A 22,069-nucleotide genomic window follows, 5' to 3' on the forward strand; every position below is an offset into this window, starting at 1 on the left:
CCCCTAGCTTACGAGCTGCTTAACCTTGTATTCGTGGATTTTTTCAATTAAAGGCTCTGCGGCACCATGAATATTGCCGACGCCATATATGACACGATTGTGCATTCTTTTCTTTAACAATTCCATAATTTCATCTGTTGACTTATACTCTAGATCATGCAGTTTGTCTGCAGGAATTTTGCCTTCTTCATAGGCTTTTACGATCGGTTCTGTTGTTTCACCGATTAAGATCAGTTCACTTGCTTCAATATAAGGCAATACGTCATTTGCGAATTGCTGTGTCCGATCGACACGGTCTGCGCGGCAGTTCATGATGATGATCGGATCATCGGTCGGGTAACCGATTTCTTTTACACGTTTCCATATATTCAAAGTAGAAGAAGCGTCGTTTGCGGCAAACCCATTAACAAAGTGCCCAGGCTCGCTCGGACTGATCAACGGAAGAATTCTCATTGCTCCCGGATCTGGCGGCGCATTCAGCATTCCCTTAAATGCTGTTTCTTCGTCAATGCCGAGTGCTTGAGCCACGCCCAGCGCCAGAGAAGCGTTATCAGGGAATACCATGTATTCAAATTTACGTAAATATTCATCTGTAATTTTTGAGTTATCAGCAATGATGACTTTCGTGTTTCGTTCTTTTGCTTTTTGTTTAAAGAACTCGGTATATTCACTATCTGTAATGACAAGATGGCCATTATAAGGAATAGTAGCGGTAAACGCTTCTGCAATTTCATCAAGCGTCGGCCCCATGACATCCATATGATCCTCTAAAACGTTAACAATGACGCCGATATTAGCCTGCAGAAGTTCTTCCTGAAAGATGATTTGATAATCCGGGTTAACAGCCATGCACTCACTGACAATCGCGTTAGCCCCTCTTTCTACGGTTTCTCTCATGACCTCTTTTTGCTCTCCGATATTCGGCCCCTGAGGTTTCCGTTTAATCGGCTTTTCCTCCGGTGTGTCCCAGTAAATCATTCTTGCATCTGTTCCTGTTGTTTTTCCAACAGTCTTGTAACCGGCTTCTATTAATATTCCGGTTGTCAGCCTTGTCACAGTCGATTTTCCTCGGATGCCGTTAATATTCACCCGAACAGGGAGGGCATCAATGTTTTTCTGATGTCGTCGTTTTTCTAATATTCCGATGACCAGTATGACAGCACAGGCTATAATGAGTAACCACATTGCTTTTCGACATCTCCTTCTATATTGTTGTAAATTCATTCATCAGTATATAGAATCACTATGAATTCTCAATCGGCATTATGTAACATAATCTCCCCTAATCGACTAAGCCAAAATTCTCTTTTGAAAGAGATTTTATACCTACAAACTGTTTTCTATTTTTGGAAAACAGCAGGACTTACACCTTATCTCTTTTTTAAAAAATCAAAAGGAATGCGCTTTCATTTTTCTTCTGATATCCTTCTGGACGTATAGTCACACCCTGCTGTTTATATTTAATATGCATTTCAAATCAATCTTTTTTTCAGCCTGTGTTATCAAACTTCTCCTGCTCTCATGCGTGTTTCCGGTTCTTATGAACACAAAATGGTTTGATCCTGTTTCTTAAGGACAAGGTCATAATGTCATCCTTTCTGCATGGAATAAGCAATATGAGGCCCATTCCAAAATGACTAAGGAGGCCCGAGATGAAAACGCTAAATATACGAGTCCGAATTCTCTAACATAATTAAACATTTTCTGGGCTGATAGTCTTTCCTGTTTCTTTTCATTTACAGGTCTAAACGCATGACTTTGAAACAATTTTAATAAAACTTAATATTTGTTCAAGAAATCTTCATCCATATTTGTGAAGACTTTGTCAAAAAAAGAGTGAAAACCTTAAATTTCTCAATTATATATACAATTTACAATTAGATTTCTTTTGATATTTTTATTGCTAACTTCGGATTGTTCATGATAATCTATCTATGTAAACGGTTACATAAACAAGGAGGAGCTGTTTTGGCTACAATTAAAGATGTCGCCGGAGCGGCGGGCGTTTCAGTTGCGACGGTTTCCCGCGTCCTGAATGATAACGGCTATGTACACGAAGAAACACGAACGCGTGTCATAGCGGCGATGGAGAAGCTGAACTATTCCCCGAATGAAGTCGCCAGATCTCTATATAAAAGAGAATCCCGGCTGATCGGACTTTTGCTCCCGGATATCACAAACCCTTTCTTCCCCCAGCTTGCCCGCGGTGCGGAGGATGAATTGAACCAGGAGGGCTATCGCCTTATTTTCGGCAACAGTGACGAGGAATTGAAAAAAGAACTTGAGTACCTTCAAACATTTAAGCAGAACCATGTTGCAGGCATTATTGCCGCAACGAATTACCCGGATCTTGAGGAATACAGCGGCATGAATTATCCGGTCGTTTTTCTGGACAGAACACTCGATGGGGCCCCTTCCGTGTCCAGTGATGGCTATACAGGAGGAAAGTTAGCAGCCGAAGCTATCATTCACGGAAAAAGCCGACGCATTACGCTCTTGAGAGGCCCCGCTCACCTGCCGACAGCTCAAGACCGCTTTAACGGCGCTTTGGAAATCTTACAGCAGGCTGAAGTTGATTTTCAGGTCATTGAGACGGCTTCATTTTCTATTAAAGATGCACAATCGATGGCGAAGGAGCTGTTTGCCGCTTATCCAGCGACAGACGGTGTGATCGCGAGTAACGATATTCAAGCCGCTGCAGTTTTACATGAAGCATTGCGGCGCGGAAAAAATGTGCCGGAGGACATTCAAATTATCGGCTATGATGACATTCCGCAAAGCGAGCTGCTGTTCCCGCCACTGTCTACAATTAAACAGCCATCATATGATATGGGGAAAGAAGCAGCCAGACTGCTTTTGCGTATCATCAAAAAACAGCCGCTGGCAGAAACGGCAATTCAAATGCCGGTCACCTATATAGGAAGAAAGACGACAAGAAAGGAAGATGATGATGCGTAATATTTGTGTAATTGGAAGTTGTTCTATGGATTTAGTGGTCACCTCGGACAAACGCCCAAAAGCCGGTGAAACGGTTCTTGGCACGTCGTTTCAAACTGTGCCGGGCGGCAAAGGAGCAAATCAGGCGGTTGCCGCAGCCAGACTTGGGGCTCAAGTGTTTATGGTCGGGAAGGTTGGAGACGATCATTATGGAACAGCTATTTTGAATAACTTAAAAGCAAACGGTGTTCGCATTGACTATATGGAACCGGTTACACACAAAGAAAGCGGAACCGCCCACATTGTGCTTGCTGAAGGTGATAACAGCATTGTCGTTGTCAAAGGCGCGAACGATGACATCACCCCAGCGTATGCGATACACGCGCTCGAACAGATTGAAAAGGTTGATATGGTCCTGATTCAGCAGGAAATTCCAGAGGAAACGGTTGATGAGGTGTGCAAATACTGCCATTTCCACGATATCCCGATCATGCTAAACCCGGCACCGGCCCGCCCGCTGAAGCAGGAAACAATTGATCACGCCACCTATCTCACGCCAAATGAACACGAGGCTTCGATCTTATTCCCTGAGCTTGCCATTTCTGAAGCTCTGGCGCTTTATCCGGCAAAGCTCTTTATTACGGAAGGAAAACAAGGCGTCCGCTATTCAGCTGGCAGCAAAGAGGTGCTCATTCCGTCCTTCCCTGTTGAGCCCGTTGATACAACCGGAGCCGGTGATACGTTTAACGCAGCGTTTGCCGTGGCTCTGGCTGAAGGAAAAGACATTGAAGCTGCATTGCGGTTTGCCAATCGAGCGGCTTCCCTTTCTGTCTGTTCCTTCGGTGCCCAAGGCGGAATGCCGACAAGAAATGAAGTAGAGGAGCTGCTGTCATGAAAAAACACGGTATACTGAACAGCCATCTTGCCAAGCTTTTAGCTGACCTTGGCCACACTGATAAAATTGTCATCGCGGATGCAGGACTGCCGGTTCCTAACGGCGTTTTGAAAATTGATCTTTCATTAAAGCCGGGTCTCCCGGCTTTCCAAGATACAGCGGCAGTGATCGCTGACGAGATGGTCGTCGAAAAAGTCATTGCCGCAGCTGAAATAAAAACATCTAATCAGGAGAATGCGAGATTTTTAGAAAATCTTTTCTCTAAACAAAAGATTGAATACCTTTCTCACGAGGAGTTTAAGCTGCTGACAAAAGAAGCAAAAGCCATCATTAGAACGGGTGAATTCACACCATATGCCAACTGCATCCTGCAGGCGGGTGTGCTTTTCTAGAAAGGAGGAGAAAACATGCAGATTGAAATGAAAGACATTCATAAAGCATTCGGAAAAAACCAGGTGCTATCAGGCGTTTCCTTTCAGCTCTTACCTGGCGAGGTTCACGCGTTAATGGGAGAAAACGGCGCCGGCAAGTCCACGCTTATGAACATTCTGACAGGCCTGCACAAATCGGATCAAGGTCAAATCAGCATAAACGGAAACGAAACGTATTTTTCCAATCCAAAAGAAGCGGAACAGCATGGAATAGCCTTTATTCATCAGGAATTGAATATCTGGCCGGAAATGACTGTTCTGGAGAATCTATTTATCGGTAAGGAGATATCCTCCAAGCTGGGTGTTTTACAAACAAGAAAAATGAAAGCGCTAGCAAAAGAACAATTTGACAAACTCTCTGTCTCTCTTTCTCTCGATCAAGAAGCCGGCGAATGTTCTGTCGGACAGCAGCAAATGATTGAAATCGCAAAAGCGCTTATGACAAATGCCGAAGTGATCATTATGGATGAGCCGACCGCTGCTTTGACCGAACGAGAAATCAGCAAGCTCTTTGAGGTCATTACAGCATTAAAAAAGAACGGCGCCTCCATTGTCTATATTTCTCATCGCATGGAAGAAATTTTTGCGATTTGCGACAGAATTACCATCATGCGTGACGGAAAAACAGTGGATACAACAAACATCTCAGAAACTGATTTTGATGACGTCGTCAAAAAAATGGTCGGACGGGAGCTGACTGAACGATATCCAAAACGCACTCCTTCTCTCGGTGACAAAGTATTCGAGGTGAAAAATGCTTCCATAAAAGGGAGTTTTGAAGACGTCAGCTTTTATGTTCGTTCCGGTGAGATCGTCGGTGTTTCAGGATTAATGGGAGCCGGCCGGACAGAAATGATGAGAGCGCTGTTCGGCGTTGACAGGCTGGACACGGGTGAGATATGGATCGCTGGGAAAAAGACAGCGATTAAGAACCCGCAGGAAGCGGTGAAAAAAGGGCTCGGTTTTATTACAGAGAACCGCAAGGATGAAGGGCTCCTGCTCGACACCTCGATTCGCGAGAATATTGCCCTGCCCAATCTGTCCAGCTTTTCACCAAAGGGTCTCATTGATCACAAGCGGGAGGCTGAATTTGTCGATCTGTTAATCAAACGCCTGACTATCAAAACAGCATCACCGGAAACGCACGCACGCCATTTGTCAGGTGGAAACCAGCAAAAAGTGGTGATAGCCAAGTGGATCGGCATCGGACCGAAAGTGCTTATCTTGGATGAGCCAACCAGAGGTGTGGATGTTGGAGCCAAACGAGAGATTTATACGCTGATGAATGAGCTGACCGAACGCGGCGTCGCTATCATCATGGTGTCATCAGAGCTGCCGGAAATTCTCGGAATGAGCGATCGGATTATCGTTATCCATGAAGGCAGAATCAGCGGAGAAATCGATGCGCAAGAAGCAACACAAGAACGAATTATGACACTTGCCACGGGAGGGCGGTAATATGAAAACGGAACAACTGCAAACAGAACAAAAACGGATTCACTTCGACGGAGTCATGCAAAAACTCGGCCCGTTTCTAGGTTTATTTATTCTCGTTATCATTGTATCTATTTTAAATCCCAGCTTTCTTGAACCGCTGAATATTTTAAACCTGCTTCGCCAGGTCGCCATTAACGGATTAATCGCGTTCGGCATGACGTTTGTGATTTTGACAGGCGGCATTGATCTTTCTGTCGGCGCTATTCTTGCCCTGTCCAGTGCTTTAGTTGCGGGGATGATTGTGTCCGGTGTCGATCCGGTTCTCGCGATCATCCTTGGCTGTATCATTGGTGCCGTACTCGGCATGATCAACGGATTATTGATCACAAAAGGAAAAATGGCGCCCTTTATCGCCACACTTGCGACTATGACTGTGTTTCGCGGACTGACGCTTGTGTATACTGACGGAAATCCGATTACCGGACTTGGCACAAACTACGCTTTTCAGATGTTCGGACGCGGTTACTTTTTAGGCATTCCTGTACCGGCAATTACGATGGTTCTTGCCTTTGTCATCCTTTGGGTGCTTCTTCATAAAACACCATTTGGACGCCGAACATACGCTATCGGCGGTAATGAAAAAGCCGCGCTCATTTCAGGCATCAAAGTGACACGCGTGAAAGTGATGATCTATTCTTTAGCTGGACTTTTATCCGCTCTTGCAGGTGCCATATTGACTTCCCGCCTGCATTCGGCCCAGCCGACTGCGGGGGAATCGTACGAACTTGATGCTATCGCGGCAGTCGTCTTAGGCGGGACAAGTCTTTCCGGCGGCCGCGGACGCATTGTCGGCACGTTAATCGGGGTGCTGATCATCGGCACACTTAATAACGGGCTTAATCTGCTTGGCGTTTCATCATTTTATCAGCTGGTTGTCAAAGGGATTGTTATCTTAATTGCGGTATTATTAGACCGCAAGAAGTCAGCATAGGAGGGTTTTCACATGAAAAAGGCTGTATCCGTCATTTTAACGTTATCATTATTTTTGTTAACCGCCTGTTCGCTTGAGCCTCCCCAATGGGCAAAGCCATCAAACTCAGGGAACAAAAAGGAATTCACCATCGGCTTGTCCGTCTCAACGCTTAATAATCCTTTTTTTGTCTCATTAAAAAAGGGTATCGAAAAAGAAGCTGAAAAACGGGGAATGAAAGTCATCATTGTTGATGCACAAAATGATTCATCGAAACAGACGAGTGACGTGGAAGATTTAATTCAGCAAGGCGTTGATGCATTATTAATCAACCCGACTGATTCTTCGGCGATCTCAACGGCAGTAGAATCTGCAAACGCAGTCGGTGTGCCCGTCGTAACAATCGATCGATCTGCCGAACAAGGAAAAGTTGAAACTCTCGTTGCTTCCGATAATATAAAAGGCGGTGAAATGGCCGCGGCGTTTATTGCCGACAAACTTGGAAAAGGAGCAAAGGTAGCAGAGCTTGAAGGCGTGCCTGGCGCATCTGCCACACGGGAACGCGGCTCAGGCTTCCATAACATCGCAGACAAAAAGCTCAATGTCGTCACAAAACAATCAGCTGACTTTGACCGCACCAAAGGTCTGACAGTCATGGAAAATCTGCTGCAGGGGCATCCTGATATCCAAGCTGTTTTTGCTCACAATGATGAAATGGCGCTCGGTGCTCTCGAGGCAATTAACAGTTCGGGGAAAGACATATTGGTGATCGGTTTTGACGGCAATAAAGATGCGCTCGCTTCCATTAAAGACGGAAAGCTATCAGCCACCGTTGCTCAGCAGCCTGAATTAATCGGTAAATTGGCTACAGAAGCAGCAGATGATATTTTGCACGGAAAAAAAGTGAAAAAATCAATATCCGCGCCTCTCAAACTAGAAACACAAAAATAATAGTCAAGGATCAGATTTTTATCTGATCCTTTTTCATGTTTAGAAACCTGCGATAACGTGAATATGGATATAGAATGAATTATTTCTCTTACGTGAGGAGAGGAACGACATGAACAAACCAATAAAAATATTTTCGACTTTAGCACTTGCGGCTGGAATGACTGCAGCTACTGCAGGCGGCGCTAACACGATCCATGCTCAACAGCCAGAAACAACTGTAAGCATTGACGATTTATACAGTTATCCGATTGATTCTTATTTGGTGTCAGCAGAGGCTCTAAATGTCAGAACGAAGGCTTCCGCATCAAGCCAGAAAGCCGATACACTGCACTTAGGCGATAGCTTAAATCTGATTTCCTTCTCAAATGCTGACTGGGCAAAGGTTCATTATAAAAACGGAAAAACAGGCTTTGTCTCCACTCATTACATTGTAAAAGCAGCAACAACAGTAAAAACCAAAACAAAAACGAAAGTATACACATCTGCTGACGGAAAGGGCATCAAGACTCTCCCAGCAAACACAAGCGTTTCTTTTTTAGGCTGGAGTAAAACGAATAAAGGCGGTTTTGATTTTGATTGGGTATTCGTTGATTACGGCGGTGCGACAGGTTATTTGAAAACAAAGGATTTACACATGACAAAATAACTGAGAGGGATTCCGTATTTGTGCGGAATCTCTTTTATTATGAATTGATTTGTCACATTCCCTAGATATTTCTCAGGAAATATTGTCGTATGCTGTGTCGAAACCTTACATGATCAACGACATTTTTGTTCACGCTAAAAAGCGGAGGTGTAAATATGGATCAATTTGAAGCAGCATATGAATCGTATAAAACCCGGCAAACAACTGCCGATCAGGAAAATGTTCCATCTGGAAAAGAAGAAATTATTGCGGTTAGAAGAAATGAGGAAGACAATATTATCGCAGTGAAAACCAATACAGGAAGAGAGCTCGATTACCCTACAGCGCTGTCAGAAGCAAAAGCAGGAAAACTCGCTCATGTTGATGTCTTTCATAAATACGGACGTGACATTTTGCGAAGTGAACCGGACGGCACGAAGGAAAATAACCTGTCTGAACTGCCTGATTTTTAAACAAGTACAGCCCTGCCGTATGTTGGGCAGGGCTTTCTTTTAAACAAAAGGCTGCTGGATGTATTCGGCTAATCGTTTTGCACTGAGAGAAATATCCTCTGCAGTTGCATAATTCACGCCATAGAACACATATGGAGGCAGATACTTCATACCGATCAGATTACTCGTGGCCTGAAATGGTTTCAATAGCTCACTGATCGAGTAATGGTTTGCTCCGCCGGCTTGATATTTTTCCGCTTCGCTTCCTGTTGATACAGCCAGCATCAGCTCCTTGCCATGCAAAGCATTTCCTTCTGAACCAAAAGCCCAGCCGTAAGTCAGCACAAGATCCTGCCATTTTTTCAAGAGCGGCGGAGAGCTGTACCAATATAGCGGGAATTGAAAGACAATCCGATCGTATTGCTCGCACAGCTGCTGTTCCTTCGCAACATCTATCGCTTCGTCCGGGTATTCCTTATAAAGATCCCGCACCGTGATATTATCATGTTTGCTCAATTCCTCAGCCCACGCCTTATTAACAACTGAGGTCTCCATATGAGGATGAACTGCCAAAACCAATATTTTCATCAGACCACACCTTTACTGTTTTGATGTTATTTTATCTAAAATCAGGAAAAGAGCCAAATAAAAAGAAAGCCCTGCAAAAAGGGGCTTTCTTTTTTTCTATTATTCAGGGCTTCCTTCAGTTGTTTCGATATCTTTCGCAAAATCAGGGTTATCCAGATTCGCATTAAAGAAATCCGCTGTGTTCGGAAGTCTGAGATTCATGTTCATTTTTTGAGAAATCGTAACTTTGCAATCCTCTAGCACATAGTCAAAAACGTGTCCGCCTGAATTGCGTCCTTCGTCAATGAAGTGCAGGTGATAGCCAGAAACAGCGATTCCGTTTGCATAAGCTGGTGTCAAGAAACCTACGATCGTTCCTCTCACGTTGTCAAAGTTGAAAATCGGTTGTGTTTTGACCGCTTCAACCATTGGCACGTAAGGTTTTTCTTGCAATTCTACCGTCCTTGTCTGCACCTTTTTAAACAGTCCGTCAATACGGATTGCATAAAATAAGTTTCTGCTTGGCAGCATGCTGTTGATCTCTTTTTCAAAGTCTTCACGTGTCATTTTCGCATCAATTTTGTGCGTCATGTCCGGTGTAAAGAACGTAAATGAACAGAACGGTGAACGGTCCCCTTTTTGGACCGGTGTCGCGGTTCCGTCTGAGCGGAGACGGTAAAATTCGCCGTCAAACCCAATCAGCTCTCCGTCAAGCTTGTTAAAGGTTCCGATACCGAAGTCCCCATATTTCGGAATCTCTGACAGTTCAAAATCCCCGTCATATACTCCGTCTAATAGAGAAGTCATTGTTGATACTTGATAAATCTGGCTCACAGGCTGTTCTTTTTGGCCGCGGCTGAGCACTTGAATGTTGCTTTCGCGTTTCATATTTCCCCTCACTCCTTTTAATTAGTGCTGTTCATAAAACAGTGTCGTGATGCGCAGAGTGCTAGAGAGCTTTCGTTTTCATGAGTTCCCCGAATTCTTTCGGAAGCTTGTCACTTGCTAAATTAATGTTATCACTGTAGTCAACCGGGACATCAATGATGACAGGACCTTCAGCGTTCATGCCTTGACGCAGAACATCTGCCAGCTGGCCTGGTGATTCTACGCGCAAGCCAGTTGCTCCGAAGCTTTCCGCATACTTCACGATATCGATATTTCCGAAATCGACCGCAGATGTACGGTTATATTTTTTCAATTGCTGGAATGCAACCATGTCATATGTGCTGTCGTTCCATACAATGTGTACAATTGGTGCTTTTAGTCGAACTGCTGTCTCTAACTCCATTGCTGAGAATAAGAAACCGCCGTCACCAGAGACAGAAACCACTTTTTCTCCCGGTTTCACCAATGAAGCGCCGATTGCCCAAGGAAGCGCAACGCCGAGTGTTTGCATACCGTTACTGATCATTAATGTTAACGGCTCATAGCTGCGGAAATAACGTGACATCCAAATCGCGTGTGAACCGATGTCACAGGTCACTGTAACATGATCATCGACTGCATTACGCAATTCTTTAACGATTTCAAGAGGATGCACTCTGTCTGATTTCCAATCTGCAGGCACCTGCTCACCCTCATGCATATATTGTTTTAAATCAGAAAGGATTCTCTGCTCACGTTCTGCAAAGTCCACTTTTACAGCATCATGTTCGATATGATTGATCGTGGATGGAATGTCACCAATCAATTCAAGTTCCGGCTGATAAGCATGGTCAATGTCAGCAATAATCTCGTCTAAATGGATGATTGTCCGGTCTCCATTGACATTCCAGAATTTCGGATCATATTCAATTGGGTCATAGCCGATAGTCAGAACGACATCCGCCTGCTCAAGCAACAAATCGCCAGGCTGGTTGCGGAATAAACCGATCCGGCCGAAGTACTGATCCTCTAAATCTCTTGAAAGGGTACCGGCAGCCTGATATGTTTCAACAAATGGAAGCTGAACCTTTTTCAAAAGCTTGCGAACCGCTTTAATCGCTTCCGGTCTTCCGCCTTTCATGCCGACTAAAACGACAGGAAATTTTGCTGTTTGTATTTTTGCAATGGCCGCACTGATTGCATCATCTGCTGCAGGACCGAGTTTTGGCGCTGCAACAGCACGCACGTTTTTCGTATTTGTGACTTCATTCACAACATCTTGCGGAAAGCTGACAAAAGCGGCCCCAGCCTGCCCTGCTGACGCTATTCTAAAAGCATTTGTAACAGCTTCCGGTATATTTTTTACATCTTGAACCTCTACACTGTATTTTGTAATCGGCTGAAATAACGCCGCATTATCTAAAGATTGATGTGTCCGTTTTAAACGATCTGAACGGATCACGTTTCCAGCAAGCGCAACGACAGGGTCTCCTTCAGTGTTCGCTGTCAGCAAACCTGTTGCCAAGTTAGATGCACCCGGCCCTGATGTGACTAACACGACTCCCGGTTTTCCAGTTAAACGGCCGACTGCTTGCGCCATAAATGCTGCATTTTGTTCGTGCCGGGCAACGATAATTTCAGGTCCTCTATCTTGTAAAGCGTCGAATACCGCATCAATTTTTGCACCCGGAATGCCAAATACATGTGTGACACCTTGCTCCACTAAGCAATCAACAACAAGCTCCGCCCCTCTGTTTTTCACAAGGGATTTTTGTTCTTTTGTTGCTTTTGTCAACACCCTCACTCCTTATTATGCATTTTAACGTAAAATTTTAAATGTCTTGTGATACGTTTCACTATACACTCTTTGGAAATTGACCTCCAATATCGATTCGCCTTATGATTAATATGTAATACGAATTATTAACCTATGAAGGGAATGCATATTGAATGGAGCTTCGCCATCTTCAATACTTTATCGCGGTAGCTGAAGAGCTTCATTTCGGAAAGGCTGCCCGACGGCTGAACATGACGCAGCCTCCTCTCAGCCAGCAGATCAAACAGCTGGAGGAAGAAGTCGGGGTTACGCTTCTGAAAAGGACAAAACGATTTGTCGAGCTTACCGCAGCAGGAGAAATCTTTTTAAATCATTGCCGCATGGCCTTGATGCAAATCGGTCAAGGAATTGAACTGGCACAGCGGACGGCCCGAGGCGAGCACGGCCATCTCGTAATCGGTTTTGTCGGATCAGCTACATATGAATTTCTGCCGCCGATTGTCCGGGAATATCGCAAAAAATTCCCATCTGTAAAAATAGAGTTACGTGAAATATCCTCTTCTAGGCAGCAGGAGGAGCTACTAAAGGGCAATATTGATATTGGTATACTTCATCCTCCCTTACAGCATACAGCTTTGCATATCGAAACCGCCCAAAGCAGCCCTTGTGTTTTAGCTTTGCCTAAGCAACACCCATTGACTTCTAAGGAATCAATTACGATTGAGGATTTAAGAGATGAACCGATTATTACTGTAGCTAAAGAAGCATGGCCTACTCTATACATGGATTTTATTCAGTTCTGTGAGCAAGCGGGCTTCCACCCAAACATCGTCCAGGAAGCTACAGAATATCAAATGGTGATTGGTTTAGTCAGTGCTGGAATCGGTATTACATTTGTTCCTTCCTCAGCCAAAAAATTATTTAATTTGGATGTTACTTATCGAAATATGGACCAAATACAGCTTAATGCAGAATGGGTTATCGCTTACCGCAAAGACAATCATAATCCGCTTTTAAAGCACTTTATCCATATTTCAAATTGTCAACAGACAAGAACTAAAGAGAGTGATGCAGGTGCATGAACGATACTTGCAATCTCTTTTTTCTTTTGGGATTCTTATGGAATTTTTATCAATTTAATATAATCGCTTAGTACAACTTCATATCAGTATACGTATACATACAGTACAAATAGTTGGCAAGGACATTAGTAAGCGTATGACAATCGTTTGTTTAAAAATGAAAGATAGAGAGGTGAAGTAAATTATTGAGTTCACCAGCATATTAACATTGCTCGCTTTTTTTGTAACACTGATTTTTATTTACTGGAGGCCAAAAGGACTAAATGAAGCTATCCCCGCAACATTAGGCGCTTTAATGGTTTTATTGTGCGGAAGTGTTTCATTGGCAGACTTGGGGGAAATAGGAACAAAAGTCACGGGTGCATCGGTTACAATCCTTGCCACTATGATTATGGCCATTGCACTGGAAAGCTTTGGTTTCTTTTATTGGGTGGCTGCAAAACTGCTTCAGCAATCCAGGGGTTCTGGCATCAAGCTTTTTTGGCTAACCAATTTGCTCTGCTTTCTCATGACCATTTTCCTAAATAATGATGGGAGCGTATTGATCACAACCCCAATCCTTTTGCTTGTACTAAAATATTTAGGTTTAAAAAAACATCAAAAAACCCCATATTTATTAAGCGGTGTTTTAATAGCCACAGCCTCTAGCGCACCGATTGGCGTAAGTAATATTGTGAATTTAATTTCTCTCAAAATCATTGGAATGGATCTGTATCTTCACACCGCCATGATGTTTGTCCCTAGTATGATGGGACTCATTTTTATGACTTGTCTACTGTTTATGTTCTTTTATAAACGTCTTCCCAAAAGCCTGCCAGATATACCGGGACATTTTCAGTCTCTGCAGCATAGAAGGTACCATCCCCTTCATTCACCATCAGCTCCTTTACGAGAACGAAATCAAACAAAAATAATGTTGTTTGTGCTTGCATTTGTTTTTCTCGTCAGAATGAGTCTATTTGCAGCATCATATACCGGTATTTCTGTTCCTCTTGTCGCTGTCATCGGATCTTTTATTCTTTTGGGCTGGAGATGGATTTATTTCAAAACCTCCCCAAAAGACTTGTTATACAAATCTCCTTGGCACATTTTTATATTCGCTTTTACTATGTATGTCTTAATTTATGGTCTGCATAATATCGGGTTCACTGAGTTACTTGTGAGTTATTTTGAACCTGTGGTTTCTGGAAGCCTCGCCCATGCAACTTTCGCATCGGGTATCTCTACTTCAGTTTTTTCTAATCTATTTAACAACCATCCAGCTTTAATGATCAGTACTTTTACCTTAACTGAAATGCCACTGAATCCTTCAACAACAAAAATCATCTACTTGGCAAATATTATCGGCAGTGATATCGGTTCATTATTATTACCTATAGGAACCTTAGCAACGCTTATTTGGATGCATATATTAAAACAGCATGATGAAAGTATTTCATGGGGCGAATATATCAAAACGACCATTATCATCATTCCGCTGACTGTTCTTTTTACGTTGGCATGTTTATATTTTTGGATCAGTTGGCTATTTCTTTAGAACAGGATGAAACAAAAAACTGCCTTCCGCTATTCAAGAGGGCAGTTTTTATACACTAGGGAAGATGCATTGTCTTTAGATGATTTAACTTCCAAATGACCGGCTCTCCACTTGCGTTGATTAGCTCAATTATATTATTGGAAACATCCTTTAATAGACCGACTTTTTCTGGCACCTCTCCCATATCAAATATGACCAATTCACCAATATATTTTTTGATCTGCTCCTCAAAATTACGGACAAGAGGAACATTGGAAGGCACGACAGGCAATTGTGAGTTATCAAGAGTATACGGTGTTTGTTCAGTTGAATAGGGGGTAAACCATTTTAAATGATGCATAGATATAAAAAGTATTTTAAATACGGGTGAAAAAAATACAATATAATCATTTAAAACATTTGTAACATATCCATGTATCGATCGACCCCCAGTTACATAAACTTCAATAAACTGGCCTTTGACCTTGTTTAATGTATTTCTATATGAAAAAGCTTGAGTTTCTGCCTCTGTCATTGGATCTTCCGGATTTATCAAAATTGATTTCTCAGTGCTGGTCATTATTTTCGCCTTGTTCATTTGATGAAGATGCAACAATGGAATATAAAGATAATTGCAACCATCAAAAATAACAAAAATGTCCTGTCCGATATCTATGAGGGTGCCAACAAACCTTGTATCTCCTGAAATGACAACCTCAACATCTGTGTCAAGTAATTGATTCAAACGTTTCACCATTCTCCTCCTTTAACTGAAAAAGGGCATCACTTAATCTGATGCTCCTCGTTATCAATTAAAATTTACGTTTCCAGTGATAGTCTATCGTTCTGACAATCGTTTCATAGCTATAATCTTCTTTTTGTTTTCCTGAACTTTTTAAGGAACTTGAATAACCTGGTGATCTTGATGATTGATGATCTGAAGATTTTGATGATCGTTTAGATGATTTTGATGAACTCCTTGAACCTGATGAGCTGTAAGATTTTGAAGATTGATAATCTGAAGATTTTGATGACCGTTTAGATGATTTTGATGAACTTTTTGAACGTGACGAACGACCAGATTTGGATGATTGATAATCCGAAGATTTTAGTGATCGTTTAGATGACTTTGACGAACTTTTTGAACGTGACGAACGACCAGATTTGGATGATTGATAATCTGAAGATTTTAGTGATCGTTTAGATGATTTTGACGAACTTTTTGAACGTGACGAACGACCAGATTTGGATGATTGATAATCTGAAGATTTTAGTGATCGTTTAGATGATTTTGAAGAAATGAACGAACTGCTGTCTTTATCATTATTGTCTTCTTGGTTTTGCTCATTCTTTTGATCCTCTTTTTTGTGCGACCCTTTTGGACCTAAGCTGATGCTTTTTATGTGAAAAGGATAGATGCGAAGCACCTCTTGATTTTTTACTAAAGTATAATGACCGTCGGCATTATCTACAAGGATACCCTCAATGGCTTCCGGACCTCCACGATTAATGGAAACCCATTTATGAGTTAGGCTCTTAAAAACCTCGCTTAAATCATCAGCTTCCAGGACACCTGCTGGCGTCTGTTCTTCTGTTTTCAAATCGGGATCATGTTTACTTATACTTTTGATGTGATGAATATTAAAATACACTACCCCATCCTCACTTGTGTTTAACGCAGCGTAATCATCTCCCAGCCAGACCAATCTTCCTTTTTTAGATTCCGGACCCCCTTGATTAAATTGAACTGATTGGTTCATTAATTGTCCGATTAAGCTATGAAAATCATCAGCATCGGGCATTTCCTCGGTCTCAATTGTTGTGGCGCTATTATTGGTATCCTCAGTAATACTTTTCACATGATCCAACTGATAATAAATTATTTTTTTTTCAGCTTGTAAAGCAATATAATCTGATTTTACAGCAGCTAATTTTCCTTTTTTAGATTCCGGACCTCCACGATATACAGTAACAATTTTATCTTTCATTGAATGCAAAAAGTTATAATAAGATATTTCATCATTTGAATGATACTTCTTTCTCCTCTTGCTCATTCAAGTTCCTCCTAGTCACTTATACATAGATGATAAACATACTGCATATATACGTGTCACATTTATTTGTTGAACTAATTCAATAGCCTAATTGTCGCTTTTTCAGCAAGCAGAATACCTATTTTCATGCATTCATAAAATACTTAAATTATTTTTGAGGTATTGTGAACGGTTTTTAATATATTCACAAATCACATCCGGCTCACGGTCAAAACGCTCAACATCATTCTTTTTATATGGGTCCATCAGGATAAAAGGCCTAATCCGCTCATACATCGCCATGATTTTCGGTTCCATATATTCTATCGTAAAAAGAGATTGGAGCGTTTTTTCTAACAGGCGCTTGTAAGACCTGCGAAAATCGGGTTCATCCAATATCCGGGCGGTTAGTGTATTAAATCCTTGAATCCTTACATAATCGGCAGCCATCCGCTCTCCATGGATATCCCTGCCCCAGGTCGCATCATAATCCCAAGGAATTACCTCAAATAGTCCGGTTTCCCCGCTTCTGTATAATGCGTAGTTGTGGACAAACCCGTCATAGTTTGAGGTGAATACAATACCGGCAAGCCAGCGCAAATACTTATCGACATCCACGTGCTTTGTCACTTCTGACTTAAACTGGGCTTTAGGGACAGTATTAATTTTAAAAATCATATCCTGTAAATAAAAATCATCTTCCACAGTCCCTGTCTTCTTTTCATATCCAAGCTCCAGCGACGTCTTCGTCTCCTTTTCCAAATCGCTCATCAGAGAAAAGTTAGCATCATCATCCACCGCGTAAAAAATCGCACCATCCGCCAGCTTCCTTTTAGCTAAGTAATATTCATCAACGGATTCTAGTTCAAGATAAACCCCTTCATTCTTCCCATTCATCTTTACAAACACAAACTCTGCCTTTGGAGACAGCGTCCCTAGCTCTGAGAAAAAATCCAGAGACAATTTGTTTCTCATCAAGGAAGGATCTTTATACTCCGCATTTAGGTGAATCTCTCGTGCGCCGCGGAATAATTTAGGCTGATAAAAGGAAATATGGTATGACTTCTTTTTGAAGTCTCTGATATGTGATCCCCGATAAGCGATATCAATATCCAGCCTTTTTTGATTAACCTTCATCACAGCCGGCACCGGATCATCGTCCCATATATCCTTTTTTAATTCACGCAAATCTTTTGGATGAACAAACAGCTGATAAAGCGGTAAATTGGATTGATTCTTCATCCATAATCCCCCTTACAAATTTTAGGCTTTTATTTTTATAAGATCTCAGCGGAACACTTATACACTTTTTAAAACCGCGCGTACTATGAGGGTAGTAAGGATCTTCATCCTTAACATATTTATAAAAAGGAGGATTTCAAATTGGGCCACTATTCCCATTCTGACATCAAAGAAGCGGTGAAATCCGCAAAAAAAGAAGGTTTAAAGGATTATTTATATCAAGAGCCTCATGGAAAAAAACGCAGTCATAAAAAGTCGCACCGCACTCACAAAAAATCACGCAGCCACAAAAGATCATTCTGTTCTCACAAAAGATCTCGCAGCCATAAGAAATCATTCTGCTCTCACAAGAAATCTCGCAGCCACAAAAAATATTACTGTTCTCACAAAAAATCTCGCAGCTACAAAAAATCATACCGTTCTCACAGAAAATCTCGCAGCCACAAAAAATCTCGCAGCTTCAAAAGATCGTTCTGTTCTCACAAAAGATCTCGCAGCTTTAAAAAGTCATGCCGCACTCACAAAAGATCTCGCAGCTTTAAAAAGTCATGTCGCACACACAAAAGATCTCGCAGCTTTAAAAAATCATGCCGCACACACAAAAAATCATATCGTTCCCATAAGAAACACTGCAAAAAACACGATGATTATGACAGCAAAAAAGAATACTGGAAAGACGGCAATTGCTGGGTAGTCAAAAAGAAATACAAATAATCTAAGTTTCCATTGTTTCAATAGGCTGCCGGCGAAAGTACGGAAGCCTATTTTTTCATTTCCCCTGTATTAGATATATGTCATGACATAACATATGCAACCCGCATCATTTGGTTTCCTTGAAACCATTTCGTTATAATCAAGATATCCTAACAATAAAGGCGGTTGTTGCCATGTACATATTTCAAGCTGACCAGCTTAGTGCCAAAGACACATACAAGCTATTGTCAGGTACCGTTATTCCCCGCCCCATTGCATTTGTGACAACACTTTCTTCAGGAGGAACGGTAAATGCCGCGCCTTTCAGCTTTTATAACGTCGTCAGCTCAGATCCTCCGCTCCTCAGTATTTCTGTGAACAGGGCGGGTGGACGCCAAAAAGATACAGCCCGAAACGCAGTGGAAAACGGAGAGTTTGTCATTCATGTCAGTGATGAAGCCATCATTGAAGATATCAATGAAACGGCTGCAAACTTAGGGCCGGATGAAAGCGAGCTTACGCGCACCTCGCTTCACCCTGTTGAAAGCAAAGCTGTTTCGGTTCCCGGCATTCAGGAAGCACGTGTTCGCTTTGAGTGCACATTAGAGCGGCATATCACCTTTGACAATGATCAAGGAGTCACTACAGCAGATCTGCTCATTGGAAGAGTCGTCTGCTTCCACCTAGACGAAAAGGTGTATGATGCAGAAAAGGGATATATTTTAACAGATGAATTAAAGCCAGCCTCACGATTGGCGGGAAACCACTATGCCAAGCTCGGGGAAGAATTCACACTGATTCGTCCCAGCTGAACAGAAGGACTATTTAAATAGAAGAAACTAGTCAAAAAGACCTTGTGATTACAAAATGTTACCTATAAAAAAAGAACACCCAGAGAAAGCTTCGGGTGTTCTTTTATGAAACAATTTTCCTTTTTCTTCGTATAAAAGATAAAGAGGGGGGATTAGAATGGAAGGCACTCATTTTTTGATTGTGATACTGGTCATGTTATTTACCAATATTGCTTTTTATACCTATGCCCGAAAAAAACTTGGAATCCCTAAACCACCTCGGTGGTATAAACCTGTAAATAGCACACAAGGATTGCTGGACATCATCTTGCTCATTTTATTAAGTTTTTCTTTGTTTCACTTTCCTCCCGAGAAAATGCTTATTTTATTTCTACTCTTGTCGAATTGTTTACGTACATTTATGGAATGGAAATATAGGCAGGAAGAAAAACAATATGTACACTATTTATTTAGTGTCGCCCTACTTCTAGTTGTTCTTATTTATATTTGTATTTTCTTCTAATCTCAAATCCCCACAGCCGCTCCGTCTCCCCGAGGATCGGCTCCGCCTTGGAGAAACCCTTCTTCATCAACTTTGATTGCTGCCGCATGTCCCATCAGCGGATCATAGTCACCGACAACCTCCACGAGATGCCCGCTGTCTTTCAGTTTTTGGATTGTTTTTTCTGTGAATCTGCCCTCGACTCTGAGACCTTCGTATTCCTCTCCCCACGTTCTGCCCCATACCCAGCGTGGTTCGCTGATTGCCTGCTGTGGATTCATTCCGTAGTCCAACATTCGGGTAATGATGGCCGTCTGGGTCTGCGGCTGGCCTTCGCCGCCTTGTGTGCCGTACAGAATTTTTGGCTTTCCGCCTTTACAGACCATAGCCGGCATCAGTGTATGGAAGGTGCGCTTTCTCGGTTCAAGCGTGTTGATATGATTTTCATCCAGTGAGAAAAATGATCCGCGGTTTTGCAGTAATATGCCTGTATCACCGGCAGTGACTGCCGAGCCAAATTCAAAGTACAGGCTTTGAATGAATGACACTGCGTTGCCATCCGCATCGATTACGGCTGCATATGCCGTATCACTTCCCACCGGCCTGCTTTCTGCCGATACTGCAAGATAGCCGATTTCTTCTGCCAATTGTTTTGCATAACGTTTGTCCAAAAGCCTTTCAAGCGGAATGTCTGCAAACGCCGGATCAGTCAGGACGGCATCCCGATCTAGAAAACTCTTTTTCAATGCCTCCACAAGCACATGATAATACTCAAATGAACCGTGTTCGATTTGGGTGAAATCATAGTTTTCCAAAATGTTCAGTGTTAATAAACCGGTAAATCCCTGAGAATTCGGCGGCGCCTGATACACACTGTATCCTCGATAATCACTTGAGACAGGCTCCGTCCACTCGCCCCGGTGCGCTTTAAAATCATTGATTGTCATATAACTGCCGTTATTTTGTAAATACGAGACAATCCGCTGAGCGATATCTCCTTCATAAAATGCGCTTCTTCCTTTTTCAGCAATCACGTTCAGACTGTCTGCAAGCTCTTTTTGCACAAACCGCTCTCCCGGGACAGGTGCTTTGCCCTTTCTCGTGAAGATGCCAGCCGTGTAAGGCGTGGAGGCCAGCAGTTCAATATTCTTTTCTGTGTGACGGCACTGATCAGCTGATACAGGAAACCCCTTTTGGGCATAATCGCGTGCGGGCTCCAATACATCTGCAAGAGACAGACGCCCGTACTCCTTCAGGACCGCATCCCAGCTATCAACCATTCCCGGCACGGTAATGGCACTGTCAATTCCCCGAAGCGGAATCACGCTTTTTCCCTTATATACATCTCTCGTTACGTTTTTTCCTGAACGGCCGCTGCCATTGTAGACTTTTACTGACTTTGTGTCCTGGTGAAAGGTCAGCCAAAAGGCATCCCCGCCAAGTCCGGTCATATGCGGATACACAACCGCCAGGCAAGCACTCACCGCAACCGCGGCGTCAAATGCGTTACCTCCCTTGTCCAGTATCCGGTTTCCGGCCTGAGAAGCAAGATAATGCGGACTAACGATCATTTGCTTTGTACCGATGACAGATTTGTTCATCACAAGTCCCCTTTTTAAAAGATTTTCTTCAGTATAGGGAGCCTTATTTTTCACATCTACTGATCCGGCAGAAAAGCTGACGAACTTTCTTCTTTTCGAAAACAATAAGATATTTATTCATTCATTTCGAAAACAAATAAAAAATTTCTCGTTCGAAACGTAACTTTTTATGATAAAATGATGGCTAAAAGGCTACGAAAGCAGGTGGAGCAATTGAGTCATGAATATCAAATCCCCAACCTTGTACTTGATGAGACTGATAAACAAATTCTCACGATTTTGCATGAAGAAGGCAGAATTTCTTATACGGATCTTGGCAAAAGAGTCGATTTGTCCCGGGTCGCCGTCCAGGCTCGTATCAACCAATTAATTGAAGCAGGCGTTATTGAAAAATTCACCGCGGTCATCAATCCCGCTAAAATCGGCATCCATGTATCCGTGTTTTTCAATGTCGAGGTCGAACCGCAATTTTTAGAAGAAGTCGCTCTTAAGCTTGAGGAAGAGCCTGCGGTCACCAGTCTTTATCACATGACAGGTCCGAGCAAGCTGCATATGCATGGGATCTTTGCCAACGATCAGGAAATGGAAGAGTTTTTAACAAAACGGCTGTATCCATTGCGAGGCGTCGTCAGTGTTGATTGCCAGATGCTGATCAAACGATACAAAAGCCGTATGGGAATGAAGCTGTAAAGGAGAGAAA

The 22,069-nt window shown here is 42.5% G+C and carries 22 protein-coding genes; 14 read left to right on the forward strand and 8 right to left on the reverse strand.

The window, feature by feature from the left end:
- Positions 1 to 3: 3 nt before the first annotated feature.
- On the reverse strand, positions 4 to 1,185 hold the full coding sequence (pgsB, locus tag BLL41_RS09075) for a poly-gamma-glutamate synthase PgsB (RefSeq protein WP_003227883.1): 1,182 nt from the start codon (positions 1,183 to 1,185) through the stop codon (positions 4 to 6).
- A 783-nt stretch (positions 1,186 to 1,968) separates the two neighbouring features.
- Here pgsB and BLL41_RS09080 point away from each other — a divergent pair.
- The 8 genes from BLL41_RS09080 to BLL41_RS09115 all read left to right on the forward strand — a co-directional run bounded on the left by BLL41_RS09080 (position 1,969) and on the right by BLL41_RS09115 (position 8,719).
- Positions 1,969 to 2,958, forward strand: a complete 990-nt coding sequence (locus tag BLL41_RS09080; RefSeq protein ID WP_071577593.1) for a LacI family DNA-binding transcriptional regulator — start codon at positions 1,969 to 1,971, stop codon at positions 2,956 to 2,958.
- Entirely contained in the window at positions 2,951 to 3,832 is an 882-nt protein-coding gene (gene rbsK, locus BLL41_RS09085) for a ribokinase (protein ID WP_071577594.1), read from the forward strand. Before BLL41_RS09080 ends, rbsK begins: the two co-directional genes overlap by 8 nt.
- Positions 3,829 to 4,224 carry a D-ribose pyranase gene (gene rbsD / locus BLL41_RS09090; RefSeq protein WP_071577595.1) on the forward strand — a complete coding sequence of 132 codons (396 nt, stop codon included), beginning with the start codon at positions 3,829 to 3,831 and terminating at the stop codon, positions 4,222 to 4,224. Before rbsK ends, rbsD begins: the two co-directional genes overlap by 4 nt.
- 15 nt (positions 4,225 to 4,239) lie before the next feature.
- Positions 4,240 to 5,721, forward strand: coding sequence for a ribose ABC transporter ATP-binding protein RbsA (gene rbsA, locus BLL41_RS09095; protein WP_071577596.1), 1,482 nt, complete (start codon positions 4,240 to 4,242; stop codon positions 5,719 to 5,721).
- A 1-nt stretch (position 5,722) separates the two neighbouring features.
- Positions 5,723 to 6,691 (forward strand): ribose ABC transporter permease RbsC, encoded by a 969-nt coding sequence (rbsC, locus tag BLL41_RS09100; RefSeq protein WP_003227873.1) that lies wholly within the window; start codon positions 5,723 to 5,725, stop codon positions 6,689 to 6,691.
- Between the two features lie 12 nt (positions 6,692 to 6,703).
- Positions 6,704 to 7,621: a ribose ABC transporter substrate-binding protein RbsB gene (gene rbsB / locus BLL41_RS09105; protein ID WP_071577597.1), complete on the forward strand. Its 918-nt coding sequence runs from the start codon at positions 6,704 to 6,706 to the stop codon at positions 7,619 to 7,621.
- A 109-nt stretch (positions 7,622 to 7,730) separates the two neighbouring features.
- Entirely contained in the window at positions 7,731 to 8,267 is a 537-nt protein-coding gene (locus BLL41_RS09110; RefSeq protein ID WP_071577598.1) for an SH3 domain-containing protein, read from the forward strand.
- 155 nt (positions 8,268 to 8,422) lie between these two features.
- Positions 8,423 to 8,719, forward strand: a complete 297-nt coding sequence (locus BLL41_RS09115) for a DUF3892 domain-containing protein (RefSeq protein ID WP_071577599.1) — start codon at positions 8,423 to 8,425, stop codon at positions 8,717 to 8,719.
- Positions 8,720 to 8,758: 39 nt separating this feature from the next.
- Here BLL41_RS09115 and BLL41_RS09120 read toward each other — a convergent pair whose 3' ends face one another.
- The 3 genes from BLL41_RS09120 to alsS all read right to left on the reverse strand — a co-directional run bounded on the left by BLL41_RS09120 (position 8,759) and on the right by alsS (position 11,927).
- On the reverse strand, positions 8,759 to 9,286 hold the full coding sequence (locus BLL41_RS09120; protein WP_069838579.1) for an NAD(P)H-dependent oxidoreductase: 528 nt from the start codon (positions 9,284 to 9,286) through the stop codon (positions 8,759 to 8,761).
- A 99-nt stretch (positions 9,287 to 9,385) separates the two neighbouring features.
- The gene (gene budA, locus BLL41_RS09125; RefSeq protein ID WP_071577600.1) at positions 9,386 to 10,153 is read right to left on the reverse strand and encodes an acetolactate decarboxylase; all 768 of its coding nucleotides are present in this window, start codon (positions 10,151 to 10,153) and stop codon (positions 9,386 to 9,388) included.
- A gap of 61 nt (positions 10,154 to 10,214) precedes the next feature.
- Positions 10,215 to 11,927, reverse strand: a complete 1,713-nt coding sequence (alsS, locus tag BLL41_RS09130) for an acetolactate synthase AlsS (RefSeq protein WP_071577601.1) — start codon at positions 11,925 to 11,927, stop codon at positions 10,215 to 10,217.
- Between the two features lie 155 nt (positions 11,928 to 12,082).
- Between alsS and alsR the strand changes: the two genes are divergently transcribed.
- On the forward strand, positions 12,083 to 12,991 hold the full coding sequence (alsR, locus tag BLL41_RS09135) for an acetoin biosynthesis transcriptional regulator AlsR (RefSeq protein WP_071577602.1): 909 nt from the start codon (positions 12,083 to 12,085) through the stop codon (positions 12,989 to 12,991).
- 208 nt (positions 12,992 to 13,199) lie between these two features.
- Entirely contained in the window at positions 13,200 to 14,528 is a 1,329-nt protein-coding gene (locus tag BLL41_RS09140; protein WP_071577603.1) for an arsenic transporter, read from the forward strand.
- A gap of 55 nt (positions 14,529 to 14,583) precedes the next feature.
- On the opposite strand, the gene BLL41_RS09145 is transcribed toward BLL41_RS09140, so the two are convergent.
- From BLL41_RS09145 to cotH, 3 genes are all read right to left on the reverse strand, one after another.
- Complete coding sequence (locus tag BLL41_RS09145) at positions 14,584 to 15,261, reverse strand: DUF2642 domain-containing protein (RefSeq protein ID WP_083427977.1); 678 nt, start codon at positions 15,259 to 15,261, stop codon at positions 14,584 to 14,586.
- Between the two features lie 58 nt (positions 15,262 to 15,319).
- On the reverse strand, positions 15,320 to 16,561 hold the full coding sequence (locus tag BLL41_RS09150) for a spore coat protein CotH (protein WP_071577605.1): 1,242 nt from the start codon (positions 16,559 to 16,561) through the stop codon (positions 15,320 to 15,322).
- A 132-nt stretch (positions 16,562 to 16,693) separates the two neighbouring features.
- Positions 16,694 to 17,782, reverse strand: a complete 1,089-nt coding sequence (gene cotH / locus BLL41_RS09155; protein WP_071577606.1) for a spore coat protein CotH — start codon at positions 17,780 to 17,782, stop codon at positions 16,694 to 16,696.
- A 141-nt stretch (positions 17,783 to 17,923) separates the two neighbouring features.
- On the opposite strand from cotH, the gene BLL41_RS09160 reads away from it, so the two are divergent.
- The 3 genes from BLL41_RS09160 (at position 17,924) to BLL41_RS09170 (ending at position 19,789) form a co-directional block, all read left to right on the forward strand.
- A complete protein-coding gene (locus BLL41_RS09160) occupies positions 17,924 to 18,496 on the forward strand; it encodes a CotG/ExsB N-terminal domain-containing protein (protein WP_071577607.1) in 573 nt (190 codons plus the stop codon).
- A 173-nt stretch (positions 18,497 to 18,669) separates the two neighbouring features.
- Positions 18,670 to 19,287, forward strand: a complete 618-nt coding sequence (locus tag BLL41_RS09165) for a flavin reductase family protein (protein WP_071577608.1) — start codon at positions 18,670 to 18,672, stop codon at positions 19,285 to 19,287.
- Between the two features lie 157 nt (positions 19,288 to 19,444).
- Positions 19,445 to 19,789: a DUF4181 domain-containing protein gene (locus BLL41_RS09170; protein ID WP_071577609.1), complete on the forward strand. Its 345-nt coding sequence runs from the start codon at positions 19,445 to 19,447 to the stop codon at positions 19,787 to 19,789.
- Between the two features lie 2 nt (positions 19,790 to 19,791).
- Here BLL41_RS09170 and ggt read toward each other — a convergent pair whose 3' ends face one another.
- Entirely contained in the window at positions 19,792 to 21,369 is a 1,578-nt protein-coding gene (gene ggt, locus BLL41_RS09175; protein WP_071577841.1) for a gamma-glutamyltransferase, read from the reverse strand.
- A gap of 213 nt (positions 21,370 to 21,582) precedes the next feature.
- Here ggt and chrS point away from each other — a divergent pair, with 213 nt between their 5' ends.
- Positions 21,583 to 22,059 carry a chromate efflux transcriptional regulator ChrS gene (gene chrS, locus BLL41_RS09180; protein ID WP_014478181.1) on the forward strand — a complete coding sequence of 159 codons (477 nt, stop codon included), beginning with the start codon at positions 21,583 to 21,585 and terminating at the stop codon, positions 22,057 to 22,059.
- Positions 22,060 to 22,069 lie beyond the last annotated feature (10 nt).

Source organism: Bacillus sp. FMQ74 (assembly GCF_001875785.1).
Lineage (GTDB): Bacteria > Bacillota > Bacilli > Bacillales > Bacillaceae > Bacillus > Bacillus stercoris.

Excerpts from the sequence above, each read along its gene's own strand:
- pgsB (WP_003227883.1), bottom strand. The coding sequence starts at position 1,185 with ATGTGGTTACTCATTATAGCCTGTGCTGTCATACTGGTCATCGGAATA.
- rbsK (WP_071577594.1), top strand. The coding sequence starts at position 2,951 with ATGCGTAATATTTGTGTAATTGGAAGTTGTTCTATGGATTTAGTGGTC.
- rbsD (WP_071577595.1), top strand. The coding sequence starts at position 3,829 with ATGAAAAAACACGGTATACTGAACAGCCATCTTGCCAAGCTTTTAGCT.
- rbsA (WP_071577596.1), top strand. The coding sequence starts at position 4,240 with ATGCAGATTGAAATGAAAGACATTCATAAAGCATTCGGAAAAAACCAG.
- rbsC (WP_003227873.1), top strand. The coding sequence starts at position 5,723 with ATGAAAACGGAACAACTGCAAACAGAACAAAAACGGATTCACTTCGAC.
- rbsB (WP_071577597.1), top strand. The coding sequence starts at position 6,704 with ATGAAAAAGGCTGTATCCGTCATTTTAACGTTATCATTATTTTTGTTA.
- BLL41_RS09110 (WP_071577598.1), top strand. The coding sequence starts at position 7,731 with ATGAACAAACCAATAAAAATATTTTCGACTTTAGCACTTGCGGCTGGA.
- BLL41_RS09115 (WP_071577599.1), top strand. The coding sequence starts at position 8,423 with ATGGATCAATTTGAAGCAGCATATGAATCGTATAAAACCCGGCAAACA.
- BLL41_RS09120 (WP_069838579.1), bottom strand. The coding sequence starts at position 9,286 with ATGAAAATATTGGTTTTGGCAGTTCATCCTCATATGGAGACCTCAGTT.
- budA (WP_071577600.1), bottom strand. The coding sequence starts at position 10,153 with ATGAAACGCGAAAGCAACATTCAAGTGCTCAGCCGCGGCCAAAAAGAA.
- alsR (WP_071577602.1), top strand. The coding sequence starts at position 12,083 with ATGGAGCTTCGCCATCTTCAATACTTTATCGCGGTAGCTGAAGAGCTT.
- BLL41_RS09150 (WP_071577605.1), bottom strand. The coding sequence starts at position 16,561 with ATGAGCAAGAGGAGAAAGAAGTATCATTCAAATGATGAAATATCTTAT.
- cotH (WP_071577606.1), bottom strand. The coding sequence starts at position 17,782 with ATGAAGAATCAATCCAATTTACCGCTTTATCAGCTGTTTGTTCATCCA.
- BLL41_RS09165 (WP_071577608.1), top strand. The coding sequence starts at position 18,670 with ATGTACATATTTCAAGCTGACCAGCTTAGTGCCAAAGACACATACAAG.
- BLL41_RS09170 (WP_071577609.1), top strand. The coding sequence starts at position 19,445 with ATGGAAGGCACTCATTTTTTGATTGTGATACTGGTCATGTTATTTACC.
- ggt (WP_071577841.1), bottom strand. The coding sequence starts at position 21,369 with ATGAACAAATCTGTCATCGGTACAAAGCAAATGATCGTTAGTCCGCAT.